This is a genomic window from Pseudomonas sp. ES1, from assembly GCF_050586605.1.
Lineage (GTDB): Bacteria > Pseudomonadota > Gammaproteobacteria > Pseudomonadales > Pseudomonadaceae > Aquipseudomonas > Aquipseudomonas sichuanensis.
On sequence record NZ_JBOBDM010000093.1, the window covers coordinates 1 to 14,734 of the forward strand.

Annotated in this window: 15 protein-coding genes; 6 read left to right on the forward strand and 9 right to left on the reverse strand. The window is 66.5% G+C overall.

All coding sequences use genetic code 11. From position 1 onward, the window contains the following. Both ACQ4N9_RS25225 and ACQ4N9_RS25230 read right to left on the reverse strand, forming a co-directional pair. On the reverse strand, positions 1-190 hold a 190-nt coding region (locus tag ACQ4N9_RS25225), incomplete at its 3' end, for a DUF2788 domain-containing protein (protein WP_430933988.1). Between the two features lie 53 nt (positions 191-243). Then, entirely contained in the window at positions 244-720 is a 477-nt protein-coding gene (locus ACQ4N9_RS25230) for an Lrp/AsnC family transcriptional regulator (protein ID WP_125462492.1), read from the reverse strand. Between the two features lie 436 nt (positions 721-1,156). Between ACQ4N9_RS25230 and ACQ4N9_RS25235 the strand changes: the two genes are divergently transcribed. Next, positions 1,157-1,963 carry a DUF6515 family protein gene (locus ACQ4N9_RS25235; RefSeq protein ID WP_390966717.1) on the forward strand — a complete coding sequence of 269 codons (807 nt, stop codon included), beginning with the start codon at positions 1,157-1,159 and terminating at the stop codon, positions 1,961-1,963. 156 nt (positions 1,964-2,119) lie between these two features. Here the strand turns inward: ACQ4N9_RS25235 and ACQ4N9_RS25240 are convergent, their stop codons facing one another. Beyond that, positions 2,120-2,989, reverse strand: coding sequence for a cation diffusion facilitator family transporter (locus ACQ4N9_RS25240; protein ID WP_390966719.1), 870 nt, complete (start codon positions 2,987-2,989; stop codon positions 2,120-2,122). A 25-nt stretch (positions 2,990-3,014) separates the two neighbouring features. Beyond that, a complete protein-coding gene (locus ACQ4N9_RS25245; RefSeq protein ID WP_125462495.1) occupies positions 3,015-3,434 on the reverse strand; it encodes a polyribonucleotide nucleotidyltransferase in 420 nt (139 codons plus the stop codon). Positions 3,435-3,556: 122 nt separating this feature from the next. Here ACQ4N9_RS25245 and hrpB point away from each other — a divergent pair, with 122 nt between their 5' ends. Continuing rightward, positions 3,557-6,085: an ATP-dependent helicase HrpB gene (hrpB, locus tag ACQ4N9_RS25250; protein WP_390966721.1), complete on the forward strand. Its 2,529-nt coding sequence runs from the start codon at positions 3,557-3,559 to the stop codon at positions 6,083-6,085. Positions 6,086-6,119: 34 nt separating this feature from the next. Here hrpB and ACQ4N9_RS25255 read toward each other — a convergent pair whose 3' ends face one another. After that, positions 6,120-6,605, reverse strand: coding sequence for a hypothetical protein (locus tag ACQ4N9_RS25255; protein WP_390966723.1), 486 nt, complete (start codon positions 6,603-6,605; stop codon positions 6,120-6,122). Between the two features lie 153 nt (positions 6,606-6,758). Then, positions 6,759-7,415, reverse strand: coding sequence for a YciC family protein (locus ACQ4N9_RS25260; RefSeq protein ID WP_323830337.1), 657 nt, complete (start codon positions 7,413-7,415; stop codon positions 6,759-6,761). A 156-nt stretch (positions 7,416-7,571) separates the two neighbouring features. Between ACQ4N9_RS25260 and ACQ4N9_RS25265 the strand changes: the two genes are divergently transcribed. After that, positions 7,572-8,315, forward strand: a complete 744-nt coding sequence (locus tag ACQ4N9_RS25265; protein WP_390966725.1) for a DUF2076 domain-containing protein — start codon at positions 7,572-7,574, stop codon at positions 8,313-8,315. 133 nt (positions 8,316-8,448) lie between these two features. Next, positions 8,449-8,952 (forward strand): NYN domain-containing protein, encoded by a 504-nt coding sequence (locus ACQ4N9_RS25270; protein WP_390966727.1) that lies wholly within the window; start codon positions 8,449-8,451, stop codon positions 8,950-8,952. A gap of 84 nt (positions 8,953-9,036) precedes the next feature. On the opposite strand, the gene ACQ4N9_RS25275 is transcribed toward ACQ4N9_RS25270, so the two are convergent. Then, entirely contained in the window at positions 9,037-9,495 is a 459-nt protein-coding gene (locus ACQ4N9_RS25275) for an Lrp/AsnC family transcriptional regulator (protein WP_390966729.1), read from the reverse strand. Between the two features lie 154 nt (positions 9,496-9,649). Between ACQ4N9_RS25275 and yedA the strand changes: the two genes are divergently transcribed. Together yedA and ACQ4N9_RS25285 are read left to right on the forward strand one after the other, a co-directional pair. Continuing rightward, positions 9,650-10,570 (forward strand): drug/metabolite exporter YedA, encoded by a 921-nt coding sequence (gene yedA, locus ACQ4N9_RS25280; protein ID WP_125462501.1) that lies wholly within the window; start codon positions 9,650-9,652, stop codon positions 10,568-10,570. A 246-nt stretch (positions 10,571-10,816) separates the two neighbouring features. Further along, positions 10,817-12,148 carry a DEAD/DEAH box helicase gene (locus ACQ4N9_RS25285; protein WP_390966731.1) on the forward strand — a complete coding sequence of 444 codons (1,332 nt, stop codon included), beginning with the start codon at positions 10,817-10,819 and terminating at the stop codon, positions 12,146-12,148. 108 nt (positions 12,149-12,256) lie between these two features. On the opposite strand, the gene ACQ4N9_RS25290 is transcribed toward ACQ4N9_RS25285, so the two are convergent. Together ACQ4N9_RS25290 and ACQ4N9_RS25295 are read right to left on the reverse strand one after the other, a co-directional pair. Further along, complete coding sequence (locus ACQ4N9_RS25290; protein WP_390966861.1) at positions 12,257-13,498, reverse strand: TIGR03862 family flavoprotein; 1,242 nt, start codon at positions 13,496-13,498, stop codon at positions 12,257-12,259. 273 nt (positions 13,499-13,771) lie between these two features. Continuing rightward, a complete protein-coding gene (locus tag ACQ4N9_RS25295; RefSeq protein WP_390966733.1) occupies positions 13,772-14,686 on the reverse strand; it encodes a histone deacetylase family protein in 915 nt (304 codons plus the stop codon). Positions 14,687-14,734: the final 48 nt, after the last annotated feature.

The window sequence follows — 14,734 nt, forward strand, 5'->3', positions numbered from 1 at the left end:
GAAACCCCACCACCACGCTCTTGATGATGAACGCCAACACGCCCAGTCCCAGCACGAAGAACAGGATCAGCGTGCCGAAACGGCCAGCCTTGGATTTTTTCGCCAGGTCCCAGACGATGAAGCCCATGAAGGCGATCAGCACGGTGACGAGGACGATCATCATCCACTCTTCGAATACGGCGGGATCCATCGGTCAACTCCAGGCAGGGTAAGAGCCCGATCATACGCCGGGCGCGCAGGGTTTCAACGCAGGTGGGTCAATGGCAGCTCGGTGCTGGCCAGCACCTGGTTGAGCACGAAGCTCGAACGCACGCTGGTCACGCCGTCGATGCGGGTCAGGCTGCCGAGCAGCAGCTTCTGGTAGTGGTCCATGTCCGGTACCACCACCTTGAGCTGATAGTCGGCGTCCATCCCGGTGACCAGGCTGCACTCCAGCACTTGCGGCAGGTTGCGGATCGCCGCCTCGAAGGTTTCGAAGCGCTCGGGGGTGTGGCGGTCCATGCCGATCAGCACATAGGCGGTCAGGCTCAGGCCGAGCTTCTTGCGGTCCAGCAGCGCCACCTGGCGCGAGATGTAGCCGTCGTCTTCGAGCTGCTTGACCCGGCGCGAGCAAGGGGAGGGCGACAGGCCGATGCGCTCGGCCAGTTCCTGGTTGGAGATGCGCGCGTCACGCTGCAATTCGGCAAGGATGCTCAGGTCATAGCGGTCGAGCTTGCTCATGAATAGGGCCTTTTCTGTTCGGATTGCGGCGAATTATCGATCCTGAGTGAAAAATTGCGCAAGCGGTATTTATCAGAGCAATCTTCGCAATCCTCTGCCCCCTTGGCTCGCCTATCTTTATCACCAGAATCACTGCCCGGACATCAGTCCACGGCGAGGCGCCCCAGACGGGCGCTCGCGGCCAGCCCTCCAACCGGATCGGCACGGCCCCCGGGCTACGCACTGCCCAGAAGGCGGCGCGAGGTGAGCCGGTACCACAAGTGCCGAGCACGGACGACAATTCCCAAGGGGAGGCCGCAAGGCCTCCCTTTTTTATTGCGCCGGTATTTCTCCCCGCGCCGCGCCCGGCCGCTGTCTGCTTTTTCATCAGCCGGCCTTGTGCGGCGGGTTAGACTGCCTGCAGTACAGGCAGGGGTCATTGACTGAGAGGAACAACATGAGGTCACGCATCTGGCAGTTGGCAGGTGTTGGTTTGCTGGGCATCGGTATCAGCCTGGGCGCCTTGGCCCAAGGGCCGGGAGACGGTCCGCAGGACCCCAATGGCGGGCGTGGCTCGCCGCTCAACTCGCGTGACGAAGTGCGCCAGACCCAGCAGCCACGCCAAGGGTATTACCAGGACATCCCGCGCCGGCATGACGACAACCGTCACTGGCAGGCCGGTGGCCCCGGTCAGCGACCAGGCGGGGACTGGTCGGGGCGGCCGGACGGCCATGGCGATGGTTGGGGCCCAGGGCCGCAGTATCGCCCCGGGCATACCGTCGATCGCTTCCCGGACCGCTCCTGGCAAGTGCCCTACCGCGGCCAGGATTACTACTACTCCGGTGGCTACTGGTATCGCCCCCATGGCGGCGGCTACGTCGTGGTCAGGCCGCCTTACGGGGTGAGGGTCAGCTACTTGCCGCCCTATGCGCGCGAAGTATGGTTGGGCGGAGCGCTGTTCTTCCTGGTGGCCGACACCTACTACCAGTACCAGGCCAGCAGCGCCGAGTACGTGGTGGTCAACCCGCCCACGGTGGCGCCGGCGCCGCAACCGGCTGGTGGTTACGATGTGATCGCCTATCCCCTGCATGGCCAGGGCCCGGAGCAGCAGGAGCAGGACCGTTATCAGTGCCATCGCTGGGCCGTGAGCCAGAGCGGTTTCGACCCGGCAACCGCCAGTTATGCGCCGCCGCCGAACGTGGCAGACAACTATCGACGGGCATTGGGCGCTTGCTTGAGCGGGCGGGGTTACAGCACCAACTGATGCCAAACTGTGGGAGCCGGCTTGCCGGCGATGCAGGCGCCGCAGTTTTTGGGCACCGGCTTTGCCGGTGATCGCCGGCAAGCCGGCTCCCACAGGGTTATGCATTTCTTCAGAGCAGCGCGGTCAAGGTGGGAGCTGGCTTGCCAGCGATGAGGCCTACACCGGATCGGCATGCACGATCACATCGGCCCGTGGGTACCGCTCGCGGATCGCCTGGGAGGCCTGCACGCACAACCCATGGGCCTGATGCAGCGGCAGCTCACCCGGCAATTCCAGGTGCAGCTGCACGAACCAGTGGCTCCCCGACACCCGCGTGCGCAGGTCGTGCGCGCCCATGACCCCAGGGATCGCCAGCACCGCTTCGAGCATGCGCTCGCCGATGTCGGCCGGCAGTTCCTGGTCCATCAAGATCGCCGTGCTCTCGCGGGCGATCTGCACCGCGCTCCACAGGATGTACAGGGCGATACCCAGGCCAAACAGCGCATCCAGCTGTGGCCAGCCCAGGCGCGCCAGCAGCAGGGCCAGCAGGATGCTGCCATTGAGCAGCAGGTCGGAGCGGTAGTGCAGCGAATCGGCGCGCACCGCGGTCGAGCCGGTGATACGGATCACCCTGCGCTGCAACGCCAGCAGCGCCAAGGTCAGCACCAGCGAAAGCAGCATCACCGCGATACCGGCCCCGGTGTCCCCCAGCGGCTGCGGCGACTGCAACCGCTGCACGGCCTGCACCCCGATCAATACCGCACTGACCCCGATGAACAGCGCCTGCGCCATGCCGGCCAGGGCTTCGGCCTTGCCGTGGCCAAAACGGTGATCATCGTCGGCCGGGCGCAACGCGTAGTGCACCGCGAGCAGGTTGAGGAAGGAGGCGACGGCATCCAGCGCCGAGTCGGTAAGCCCGGCCAGCAGGCTCACCGAGCCGCTCAGCCACCAGGCCACGGCCTTGCTCAGCACCAGGATGCTGGCCACCGCCAGGGATGCGCGGGTGGCCAGGCGCAGCAGGCGTTGGTGTTCGCTAGTCACGGTCATGCGCAGGGGGTCGTCCTTGCCGGTTTCAAGCTGCCGGTACCAGGCCGAGGGCCGCCAGTTGCTCGACGCTGCCGCGCTGCTGGATCAGCCGTGGGTCGTTCAGCGGCAGGCGCTGGCCCAGTTCGCTTTCGAGGATAGCCTGCAGCTTGATCCTGTCGACCTGGCCGTCGGCATTGATGGCGGGCTTGAGCTTGGCCGGGTCGACCTGCGCGGAGTAGCCGCCGGGGTAGTAGATGGCGCCCGTGGCGAAGTCGATGCCGAAGGCGATCAGGCCGGGGATGATGTAGAACAGCAGGCCGACGGCATCCAGCGCGGCGATCATCGGGTCGATCTTGCCTTCGATCTGGCCGCGACGGTCAGGGAAGAAAACCGTGCCGCAGGCCGTCAGTTGGGTCAGCAGGGTGGCGACAAGGGCGCCACCGATGACGCGGGAAGCGATGCGCATGTGAATCTCCGGTAAAGGTAACCACGACAAGGGGCGCGGCAGCGGCCGGCGCCTGAAGCTTAAGACCATGATAGGGCAGGCCAGGTTCGCCGTTATACTCGGGCGATTGTTCGAGGACCACCATGATTTCATTACCGATCGATGCCGTACTGCCTGACCTGCGCCTGGCCCTGGGTGCCCGCGACGAAGCCGTGCTCGAGGCGCCGCCCGGCGCCGGCAAGACCACCCGCGTGCCCCTGGCCCTGCTCGACGAACCCTGGCTGGCGGGGCAGACCATCCTCATGCTCGAACCCCGCCGCCTGGCCGCCCGCGCCGCCGCCGAGCGGCTGGCCAGCGAGCTGGGCGAGAAGGTCGGGGAAACGGTGGGCTATCGCATCCGCCTGGACAGCAAGGTTGGCCCCAACACCCGCATCGAAGTGGTCACCGAAGGCATTCTCACCCGCCGCTTGCAGAGCGACCCGGCGCTGGAGGGGGTGGGGCTGCTGATTTTCGACGAATTCCACGAACGCAGCCTCGACGCCGACCTGGCCCTGGCGCTTAGCCTCAATGGCCGCAGCTTGCTGCGTGACGAACTGCCGCTGAAGATCCTGCTGATGTCCGCCACCCTGGAGGGCGAGCGCCTGTCGCGGCTGCTGGATGACGCCCCGGTGGTCAGCAGCCAAGGCCGTATGCACCCGGTGGACATTCGTTGGAGCCGGCCCTTCCAGCCTGGCGAGTTCGTCGAACCGCGGGTGGTCGACTCTGTGCTGCAGGCGCTTGCCGATGAAGGCGGCAGCTTGCTGGTGTTCCTCCCCGGGCAGGCGGAGATCCGCCGGGTGCACCAGGCCCTGCAGGAGGCCCTGGGCGAGCGCCCCGGCATCCTGCTCTGCCCGCTGCACGGCGAGCTCGACCTGAATGCCCAGCGCGCCGCCATCGAACCGGCGCCCCAAGGCCAGCGCAAGGTGGTGCTGGCCACCAACATCGCCGAGACCAGCCTGACCATCGACGGCGTGCGCGTGGTGATCGATGCAGGCCTCGCACGGGTACCGCGCTTCGACCCCGGCAGCGGCATGACCCGCCTCGACACCCAGCGCATCTCCCGCGCCAGCGCCACCCAGCGGGCCGGCCGTGCCGGGCGCCTGGAGCCGGGCGTGTGCTACCGCCTGTGGTCCGAGGCGCAGCATGACCAACTGGCGGCCCATGGCAGCGCCGAGATCCTCCAGGCCGACCTGGCCGGGCTGGCCTTGCAACTGGCGCGCTGGGGCGTACCGCCCGAACAGCTGAGCTGGCTCGACCAACCGCCCACTGCCGCCTTCGCCCAGGCCCAGGACCTGCTGGCGCGGCTCGGCGCCTTCAAGCCCGGCCAGCGCGAGCAGTTGAGCGCCCACGGCCAGGCCATGGCCGAGTTGCCGGCGCACCCGCGCATCGCCCACCTGCTGCTGCGCGGCCAGGACCTGGGGCTGGCCGACATGGCCTGCGACGTCGCGGCCTTGCTGGGCGAGCGCGACATCCTGCGCGGCGGCGGCGCCGACCTGCATTCGCGGCTGAGCGTACTCAGTGGTGAAAGCAAAACCTCACGCGGCGGCCAGGGCGGCGTGCAACGTGCCCGGCAACTGGCCCGGCAATACCGTGGGCAATTGCGTGGCAAACCCCGCACCCCAGTGGCGGATCCCGAGCATCCGCGCTGGCTCGGTGCCCTGCTGGCGCTGGCCTACCCCGACCGTGTCGCCCAGCAGCGTCGCGAAGGCGGCGCCGAATACCGCCTGGCCAACGGCCGTGCGGCGCTGTTCGGCGAAGCCGATGCGTTGATGAAATGCCCCTGGCTGGTGATCGCCGACCTCGGCAGCCGCCAGGGCCAGCGTGAGGAGCGCATTTACCTGGCTGCCGAATTCGAGCGGGCACTGTTCGATGATGTGCTTGCCGAGCAGGTCGAACAGCTCGACCTGCTCGACTGGGACGAACGCGAGCAGGTGCTGCGCGCCGAACGCCAGCGCAAAGTCGGCGAGCTGGTGCTCAGCCGCGAGCCGCTGCCCGGCCTTGCCGATGACGCCCGCGCCAGGGCCTTGCTCGGCCTGGTGCGGCGCAAAGGCCTGAACCTGCTGACCTGGACCCCCGAACTGCGCCAGTGGCAGGCACGGGTTGCGCTGCTGCATCGACTGGACCTGGAGAAAGACGGCCAAAGCGAGTGGCCCGACCTGAGCGACGAAGCGCTGCTGGCCAGCCTGGAAGACTGGCTGCAACCGTACCTGGGCAAGGTCTCACGCCTAAGCCATTTCGCCGCGCTGGACCTGTCGTCGATCCTGCGCAACCTGCTGCCCTGGCCGTTGCCCCAGCGCCTGGACGAGCTGGCCCCGGCGCATCTGAGCGTGCCTTCGGGCTCGAACATCCGCCTGGACTACAGCGAACAGCCGCCGATTCTCGCCGTGCGCTTGCAGGAGCTGTTCGGCCTGGCCGACACCCCACGCATCGCCGGTGGGCGCCTGCAGGTCAAGCTGCACCTGCTGTCACCGGCACGCCGGCCAGTGCAGGTCACCCAGGACCTGGCCAACTTCTGGCGTACTACCTATGCCGAGGTGAAGAAGGATTTGAAAGGGCGTTACCCCAAACACTACTGGCCGGACAACCCACTGGTGGCCGAGGCCACGGCCCGGGCCAAGCCCAGAGGCACCTGACGAGGCAGGTACCAATTAAGTCCCGGGGGCATCCTTACAAGGCACGTACGATCAGGTACTCGCACAGCTCGCCGGTTTGCACGGTGAGGCCAGCGACATCTGCACCATGGCCCGGCAACGCCTTGACCTGATGCCCCTGCTGATCCCGGAGCAGGCACATGACCCGGTCTTGTTGCCACTCGAGCGGTTGTACCTTCCAGTACTGTTGCGTACTTGCCCTTGGATAGAGGCCGACTCGCCCGTTGCTGTCGATGTCCAGCTGCCGTGTGCTGTCGCTGGCCAGCGACAGCGTGAAGTGAAGGCGCTCGGGCCCCCTGGAGTGAAAGCGGAAGAGGAAGACTTCGGCCGGGTCGGCACCGCCGGTCTGCAGCCAGCCCGTATCACCGCGAACATCCACCCCGAAACTGAAATCGTGGCGTGTGGCTTGCAGGTGGATGGGCGACCAACGCTGGCCTTGCCGTAGGTAGATCTTGCCGATGAAGGAATGGCCATCGGCCCAGGCGTTTGCGGTTTGGGACATGCTCAAGCTGAGTTCTCCTGAATGTACGCTGCGCCGGTCGAGGTTCGGGCCGGCGCGAAGCACATTAGGCAGCAGGTGGGCAAAGGGGCAGCTTGAGCGGTTTCCTGGTCGTGTCGTGGTTCCTCGTGCCTGGTGATCAGGCACGGACCAAGCTCAGGCCGCCGCTTCGCTCTCCAGCAGCATGAACAGGCGGTACAGCACCACGGTGCTGAACAGCTGCAGGAAGCCGCTGAGGCTATCCAGGGCCAGTTGCACGCCTGGCTGCGGCTCGGGGAATACCGTCAGCAGCAAGCCATCGATCAGCCACAGCGGTGCCAGCACCGACAGCATGCACACCATGATGCGCATGAAGTGCCCGGTGGTCATGCGCGCGCTGGTGCGCATCGACTCGACCACTGGCAAGCCGCGCAGCACCAGCAGGTATTCGGCGAACACCAGGTTCACCATGATCCATACGCCCGGGAAGATGAACAGCATCAGGCCCGCCATGATCAGCAGCGAGCTGATCAGGATCAGCAGCGCCAGCGCCGGCCACAGCTGCACGGCGCGGGCGAACAGGTTGCGCTTGGCGATCGGGTTGCCGTTGCTGCGGGTGTCGAGGTAGAGGATTAGTGCCGCGCTGTACAGCGGGTAGAACAGCAGGCTGACCAACATGCCGTAGGCCGGCGAAGCCTTGTCGCCCAGTTGGTTGTAGAGCAGTTGGGTGCACAGGACCTCGAGCACCACCAACGGCAGGCACAGCTGAAGGATGCTCACCAGGTGGCGGCGGAAGAAGTACAGGGAGTCGCGCAGAACGCTCAGCGGATTCATCGGTCAACATCGCATGGCAGAAAAAGCAGGGCGTAACTTTAGCCCAGACCGCCCGCTTGCTGAAAAAAGTTTCATGGCCCAGGCGATTGAATCGCTCGGGCCGGCCCCCCATCTTTGAGCCTGTCCGTTGCCCAGTTCAGCCCATGAGGTCGCTTGATGAACACTGAAGAACAAACCCTGATCGACGGCCTGTTCGGCCGCCTCAAGCAAGCCGAGGACCCCGCCCAACCGCGCGATGCCCAGGCCCAGGCGTGCATCGAACAGCACCTGCGCCAGCAACCGGCGGCGCCGTACTACATGGCCCAGGCGATCCTGGTGCAAGAGGCTGCGATCAAGCGCCTGGACGAGCAGAACAAGCAGCTCGAGGCCGAGCTCAAGCAGGCCCGTGCCCAGGTTGAAGCGACCCGTTCCAGCGCCGGTAATAGTGGCGGTGGTTTCCTGTCCAGCATCTTTGGCGCCGGTGCCCGCAGCCCGGAACCCCAGCGCTCGGTTGCGCCGCCGCCGTCTTCTGCCGGTGGCTGGCGCGAGCCTGCCCCGCAGGCCTACGCCCCAGCTCAGCCACAGCAGGGCTTCGGAGCGGCGCCTGCGCCGGCACCGGCACGCAGTGGCGCCAGCAGCTTCCTCGGCGGGGCGATGCAGACGGCCGCCGGAGTGGCCGGCGGCGTGCTGCTGGCCCAGGGCATCAGCAGCCTGTTCAATCATCATTCGCAGCCTGAAGAGGTGGTCGAAGTGATCAAGGAAGAACCCGCGCCGGCCAGCGACACAGGCGGATGGAGCGACCAGGGCGGTCAGCAGCAGGTGGCCGACAACGGTGGCTGGGGCAGTGACCAGGGTGGTTTTGCCGATACCGACTACGGCGGTGATGATGGCGGCTTCTTCTCGGACGACGACTACGTCTGAGGGCTCTGGCATACTCGCTGGCACTTGGGGGCGCGCAGCGCCCCTTTCGCGGGCAAGCCCGCTCCCACAGAAGGCCGCGCATAACCTGTGGGAGCGGGCTTGCCCGCGAAAGGGCTCTGCAACAGCCTCCTTCATGGATTCAGCGAGGTCACCACGCGTGAAGAAAATCGCCCTGTTCGCCGACGTGCAGAACCTCTACTACACGGTTCGCCAGGGCCACGGCTGCCATTTCAACTATGCCGCGCTGTGGGCCGAGGTCAGCCGCGAAGGGGAGATTGTCGAAGCAGTGGCCTACGCCATCGACCGCGGCGACAGCAAGCAGCAACAGTTCCAGCAGATCCTGCGCAAACTCGGTTTCGAGGTGCGCCTCAAACCCTACATCCAGCGCGCCGATGGCTCGGCCAAGGGCGACTGGGACGTGGGTATCACCCTCGATGTGATCGAGGCAGCGGCGCGGGTCGATCAGGTGGTGCTGGCCTCCGGTGACGGGGATTTCGACCTGTTGCTGGAGCGGGCGATGCAGCGCCACGGCGTCGAAACCGTGGTCTATGGCGTGCCGGGGCTGACGGCGTTGTCGGTGATTCGCGCGGCCAGCCGCTATGTGCCGATCGAGGGCAAGCTGCTGCTGCGTCATTGAATGCCAATCGCGGGGCAAGCCCGCTCCCACGTTTACCATGGGAGCGGCGGTGCGCCGATGCGACTTGCCCCGCGATTGGCCATCTCATCCCTTCCTGCCATTGCCCTCCAGATGCCCCAGCGGCACCCGCCGCTCCACCGCGCTCGACAGAATGATCGAGGTTTTGCTGAAGCCCAGCTGCGACACCCGGTTGATCAGCGCCTCCAGCTCCGTCATCGACGCCACCGCCGCCTGCATGATCACGCAAGGGTCGCCCGTGACCCGGTGGCACTCGGTCAACTCAGGGATGCGCGCCAGGGCTTCATAGGCCTGCTGGTTGCCATGGCTGGCCAGGCGCAGCTCCATCACGCACTGGATCGGCAGGCCGATCTTTTCCAGGTCGACCTTGGCCGTGTAGCCACTGATCACCCCGCTGGCCTCGAGCTTGGCGACCCGCTCGGCCACCGCCGGGGCCGACAGATTGACCTGGCGCGCCAGCTGCGCGTAAGTGGCCCGGCCGTCTTCCAGCAGGGCGGCGAGGAGCATGCGGTCGTATTTGTCCATGGCGATTCCTGGTGACTTTGCAATCGATGGTCAAGGCTGTGCATAACCATGCTTTGCAAAGTGTTTCGGTGATTTAAACGTGTTTTGTAACTTAAGTTTGCCCGTGGCCCTTTCTAAACTAAGCCACCCGTAAACGGATTTCGAGCCCCCTGCCATGACTGCCTCCCGTCGCTTCCCCTTGCTGCTTGTCGGCGCTTTTCTTGCCCTGTACCTGGTCTGGGGCTCGACCTACCTGTTCATCCGCATCGGCGTGGAATCCTGGCCACCGCTGATGATGGCGGGCGTGCGCTTCGTGATTGCCGGCAGCCTGCTGTATGGCTTTCTGCGCTGGCGCGGGGCGCCGGCTCCCACCTGGGCGCAATGGCGTGCGGCCGGGGCGATCGGTTTTTTGCTGCTCAGCTGCGGCAACGGTGGCGTGACCCTGGCCGAGCACGCCGGGGTAGCCTCGGGCGTGGCCGCCCTGGCGGTGGCGACCGTGCCGCTGTTCACCCTGGTGTTCGGCCTGCTGTTCGGCCACCGCAATTCGCGCCTGGAATGGGCCGGCATCGCCCTCGGCCTGGTGGGTATCGGCATGCTCAACATGGGTTCGAACCTGCAGGCCAGCCCCATGGGCGCTGCGCTGATCCTGTTTGCCGCGGCGGCCTGGGCCTTCGGCTCGGTGTGGAGCAAGCAACTGCCGCTGCCCCAGGGCGCCATGGCCAGCGCCGCGGAAATGCTGGTTGGTGGTGCTGCGCTGCTGATCGGCAGCGCTCTGAGCGGTGAGCGCCTGACCCAGATGCCCACCGCCGCCGGTTGGGGCGCGCTTGCCTACCTGGTGCTGTTCGGTTCGATCCTCGCCTTCAGCGCCTACATGTACCTGCTCAAGCACGTGCGCCCGGCGGCGGCCACCAGCTATGCCTACGTCAACCCGGCGGTGGCGGTGTTGCTGGGGATCGTCTTTGCCGGCGAGCAGATCGGCGCCGAGGAGTGCCTGGCGATGGCGGTGATCATCGGCGCGGTGGTGCTGATCGGCCTGCCGCAGTGGCGCAAGGCGCCCGAGCAGCCGGCGCAGTTGAAAGAGCAGGCGTGCAAGTAATACCTGTGGGAGCGGCGATTCATCCGCGAACACGGGCATCGAGGTGTCATCTTCGCGGGTAAACCCGCTCCCACAGGTACTGTGGAGTGCTGGGGGAATGCACGGACCCTGTGGGAGCGGGTTTACCCGCGAAAGCATCGGTGGGGCCGCCGTCGTATTCGCGGGTAAACCCGCTTCCACAAGGCCATTTGTTGCCTGCGCTGGGGTAAACTTGCCGCCTTCGCTGAACCCCCTGACGGTATTGCCATGAATTTCGCCCAACTCGGCCTGATCGAACCGCTGCTGCGCACCTTGCAGACGCTGGACTACAGCACACCCACCCCGGTCCAGGCCAAGGCCATCCCCGCCGTGCTCGCCGGCCGCGACCTGATGGCCGCCGCCCAGACCGGCACCGGCAAGACCGCAGGCTTTGCCCTGCCGGTGCTGCAGCGCCTGGCCCTGGAAGGCGAGAAGGTCGCCAGCAACTCGATCCGTGCGCTGGTGCTGGTGCCCACCCGCGAACTGGCCGAGCAGGTTCACGCCAACGTGCGCGAATATGCCGAGAACCTGCCGCTGTCCACTTACGCGGTATACGGCGGGGTCAGCATCAACCCGCAGATGATGCGCCTGCGCCGTGGCGTCGACCTGCTGGTGGCCACCCCCGGCCGGTTGCTCGACCTGTTCCGCCAGAACGCCATCAAGTTCGGCCAGGTGCAGACCCTGGTACTCGACGAAGCCGACCGCATGCTCGACCTGGGCTTTGCCGAAGAGCTGCGCTCGGTGTACGCCGCGCTGCCGCGCAAGCGCCAGACCCTGCTGTTTTCGGCCACCTTCTCCGAGCAGATCCGCCTGCTCGCCGGCCTGGCGCTGAACGACCCGCTGAGCATCGAAGTCAGCCCGCGCAACGCCGCCGCCACCACCGTCAAGCAATGGCTGGTGCCGGTGGACAAGAAGCGCAAGGCCGACCTGTTCTGCCACCTGCTGCGCAAGCAGCGCTGGACCCAGGTGCTGGTGTTCGCCAAGACCCGCAACGGCGTGGACCAGCTGGTCGAGCGCCTGCTCGCCGAAGGCGTCAACGCCGATGGTATCCACGGCGATCGCCCGCAGGCCACCCGCCAGCGCGCGCTGGACAGCTTCAAGGCCCGTGAGGTCCAGGTGCTGGTGGCCACCGATGTCGCCGCGCGCGGCCTGGACATCGACGACCTGCCGCTGGTGGTCAACCTCGACCTGCCGATCGTGGCCGAAGACTACGTGCACCGCATCGGGCGCACCGGCCGTGCTGGTAACAAGGGTGAGGCGATCTCGCTGGTGTGCGCTGACGAAGTGCAGATGCTCGCGTCGATCGAGACCTTGATTCGCCAGCAGTTGCCACGCCATGAGGAGCCGGATTTCATCCCCGATCACCGGGTGCCGATGATCGATGCCAGTGGCCAGGTGGTGAAGAAACCGAAGAAGCCGAAAAAGCCGAAAGAGAACAGCGCCAAGCGCGGCCTGGGGCGCTGGATGGACAGTGATGAGGGCGGGGCTGCGGCGCCGGCGGTCAAGGCGGTGCGCAAGGTGCCGAGCTTTAACGGTGGGCCGCGCAAGCGTAAGCCATAAGCTGGCACGAGCCCTGTGGGAGCGGGTTCACCCGCGAAGAATCCAACGCTGTGTATGGCACGGGCTTCGCCCGTGTTCGCGGGTAAACCCGCTCCCACAGGGGGCGGGTCAGCTTTGGAGTTTCAGCCAGTCTGCCGCTGCATTACCCGCCCGCAATCCGCTGGCAAAGCACGCCGTCAGCAGATACCCCCCGGTCGGCGCCTCCCAGTCCAGCATCTCGCCGGCGCAGAACACCCCGGGCATGGCCCGCAGCATCAACCCCTCATCCAGCGCCTCGAAGCGCACCCCACCGGCACTGCTGATCGCCTCATCCAGCGGCCGCGTGCGCACCAGCGTGATCGGCAGCGCCTTGATCGCTGCCGCCAGGCGCTCGGGGTCGGCAAAGGCCGCCTGATCGGTCAACTCACGCAGCAGCGCCGCCTTCACCCCCTCGATGCCCAACTGGCTGTGCAGGTGCTTGGCCATCGAGCGCGAGCCGCGGGGCTTGGCCAGGGCCTGGGCGATCTTGTCCACAGGCCGGTCCGGCAGCAGGTCGAGCAGCAAGGTGCCACGCCCTTCGCGGTTGATCGCTTCGCGCACCGCCGCCGACCAGGCATATACCAGGCTGCCTTCAACGCCTTGCGCGGTGAGGATGAACTCACCTTTGCGCGGCACCGCGCCGGGCACGCTCAGGGCAATGTTCTTCAGCGGCGCGCCGGCGAACTTGCTTTGCAGCAGTTCGCTCCAGCCCGCCACCTCGAAGCCGCAGTTGCTCGCCTGCAGCGGCGAGATATCCACAGCCCGTTCGCCAAGCAGCGGCACCCAGGCGCCGTCCGAACCCAGGCGTGCCCAGCTTCCGCCGCCGAGGGCGAGCACCACGGCGTCGGCCTGGAGCTGCAATTCCCCCTGTGGATAAGCGATTCGCAAGGCACCGTCGGCCGTCCAGCCCAGCCAGCGGTGGCGAGTGTGGATAACTACGCCGGCCTCGCGCAGGCGCTTGAGCCAGGCGCGCAGCAGTGGCGCGGCCTTCATGTCGCGGGGGAACACCCGGCCCGAGGTGCCGATGAAGGTTTCGATGCCCAGCCCGTGAATCCACTGGCGCAGGGCCTCGGCGTCGAAGTGGCGCAGCAGGCCGTCGAGCTCGCCCTGGCGCTCGGCGTAGCGCCCGACGAAGGCGGGGTAGGGCTCGGAATGGGTGATGTTCATGCCGCCAACCCCGGCCAGCAGGAACTTGCGGCCCACCGAAGGCATGGCGTCGAACACCTGCACCGCCACCCCGCGCCGGGCCAGTGCCTCGGCGGCCATCAGGCCGGCGGGGCCGCCACCGATCACGGCGACAAGGGGAGGGGAGGCAGGGCGAGGATCGTTCATGGTCGGCAGCAGGCTGTGGAAAAGAGCGCGCATTCTACCCCAGCCAGGCATCCGCAAGTACTGCTCAAAAAATGATCGGTATCTTGCAGGCCAGGCAGGCTAAGGGCTTGAGGTGCTTTCCCGCAGGTTATCCACAGCCGGTTCCACAGTCATTGTGAACAACCATGGCGCCTGTCACGTACTGCTGATCAAAAAACGATCAAGACTTTGCAGGCCACGCAGGCAAAGGGCTGCAGGCGCTTTCCAGCAGGTTATCCACAAGCGGTTCCACAGTCATTGTGAACAACCCATGACACGCGCCGCGCTGTGGTGGAGGATACCGTGGCGCCGGGCCAGGGCTTCGCGATCCTTGCTGTAGCCGCCGCCGATCACCCCGACCACCGGGATATCGCGGCCTAGGCACTGGCGCAACACCTGTTCGTCGCGGGCGGCCAGGCCTTGGTCGGTCAGTTGCAGGTAACCCAGGGCGTCGTCCTTGTGCACATCGACACCGGCGTCGTACAGCACCAGGTCAGGCTGGTACAGCGGCAGCAGGTAGTTGAGCGCGTCCTCGACCACCTTCAGGTACGCGCTGTCGTTCATGCCGCGGGGCAGGGGAATGTCCCAGTCGCTTTTGGCCTTGCGGGCGGGGAAGTTCTGCTCGCAGTGCAGCGACACGGTGATCGCTTCTGGGGTGTCGTGCAGGATGCGCGCGGTGCCGTCGCCCTGGTGCACGTCGCAGTCGAAGATCAGCACCCGGTGCACGCGGCCGGCTTCCAGCAGGTAGCGGCTGATCACTGCCAGGTCGTTGAAGATGCAGAACCCGGCCGGGTGGTCGTAGTGGGCATGGTGGGTGCCGCCGGCCAGGTGGCAGGCGATGCCGTGCTGCAGGGCCAGTTCGGCCGTGAGCAGCGAGCCGCCCACCGCGCGCACCGTGCGCCGCGCCAGCGCTTCGCTCCAGGGCAGGCCCAGGCGGCGCTGGTCCTCGCGGGACAGCTCACCGTGCATGTAGCGCTCGATGTAGTCGCGGTCGTGGGCCAGGGCGAGGATGTCGTTGGGGCAGATCTCGGGGCGCAGCAGCGCCGCGTCGGTGGTCAGCCCGCTGGCGACCAGGTGGTCGCGCAGCAGGCGGAACTTGTCCATCGGGAAGCGATGGTCCGGCGGGAATTCAGGGCTGTAGTCGTCGTGGTAGATCAGCGGCAGGGGCATGGCGGTTTCGTGAGGTGGGCCTGTGCCGATCTTGCCAGTTTTGTATTG

What these genes read in the sequence shown, in the direction of transcription:
- ACQ4N9_RS25265 (WP_390966725.1), top strand. Translation starts at nt 7,572, where the DNA reads ATGAACACTGAAGAACAAACCCTGATCGACGGCCTGTTCGGCCGCCTC.
- ACQ4N9_RS25230 (WP_125462492.1), bottom strand. Translation starts at nt 720, where the DNA reads ATGAGCAAGCTCGACCGCTATGACCTGAGCATCCTTGCCGAATTGCAG.
- ACQ4N9_RS25235 (WP_390966717.1), top strand. Translation starts at nt 1,157, where the DNA reads ATGAGGTCACGCATCTGGCAGTTGGCAGGTGTTGGTTTGCTGGGCATC.
- ACQ4N9_RS25285 (WP_390966731.1), top strand. Translation starts at nt 10,817, where the DNA reads ATGAATTTCGCCCAACTCGGCCTGATCGAACCGCTGCTGCGCACCTTG.
- hrpB (WP_390966721.1), top strand. Translation starts at nt 3,557, where the DNA reads ATGATTTCATTACCGATCGATGCCGTACTGCCTGACCTGCGCCTGGCC.
- ACQ4N9_RS25255 (WP_390966723.1), bottom strand. Translation starts at nt 6,605, where the DNA reads ATGTCCCAAACCGCAAACGCCTGGGCCGATGGCCATTCCTTCATCGGC.
- ACQ4N9_RS25275 (WP_390966729.1), bottom strand. Translation starts at nt 9,495, where the DNA reads ATGGACAAATACGACCGCATGCTCCTCGCCGCCCTGCTGGAAGACGGC.
- ACQ4N9_RS25260 (WP_323830337.1), bottom strand. Translation starts at nt 7,415, where the DNA reads ATGAATCCGCTGAGCGTTCTGCGCGACTCCCTGTACTTCTTCCGCCGC.
- ACQ4N9_RS25245 (WP_125462495.1), bottom strand. Translation starts at nt 3,434, where the DNA reads ATGCGCATCGCTTCCCGCGTCATCGGTGGCGCCCTTGTCGCCACCCTG.
- ACQ4N9_RS25240 (WP_390966719.1), bottom strand. Translation starts at nt 2,989, where the DNA reads ATGACCGTGACTAGCGAACACCAACGCCTGCTGCGCCTGGCCACCCGC.
- ACQ4N9_RS25290 (WP_390966861.1), bottom strand. Translation starts at nt 13,498, where the DNA reads ATGAACGATCCTCGCCCTGCCTCCCCTCCCCTTGTCGCCGTGATCGGT.
- yedA (WP_125462501.1), top strand. Translation starts at nt 9,650, where the DNA reads ATGACTGCCTCCCGTCGCTTCCCCTTGCTGCTTGTCGGCGCTTTTCTT.
- ACQ4N9_RS25270 (WP_390966727.1), top strand. Translation starts at nt 8,449, where the DNA reads ATGGATTCAGCGAGGTCACCACGCGTGAAGAAAATCGCCCTGTTCGCC.
- ACQ4N9_RS25295 (WP_390966733.1), bottom strand. Translation starts at nt 14,686, where the DNA reads ATGCCCCTGCCGCTGATCTACCACGACGACTACAGCCCTGAATTCCCG.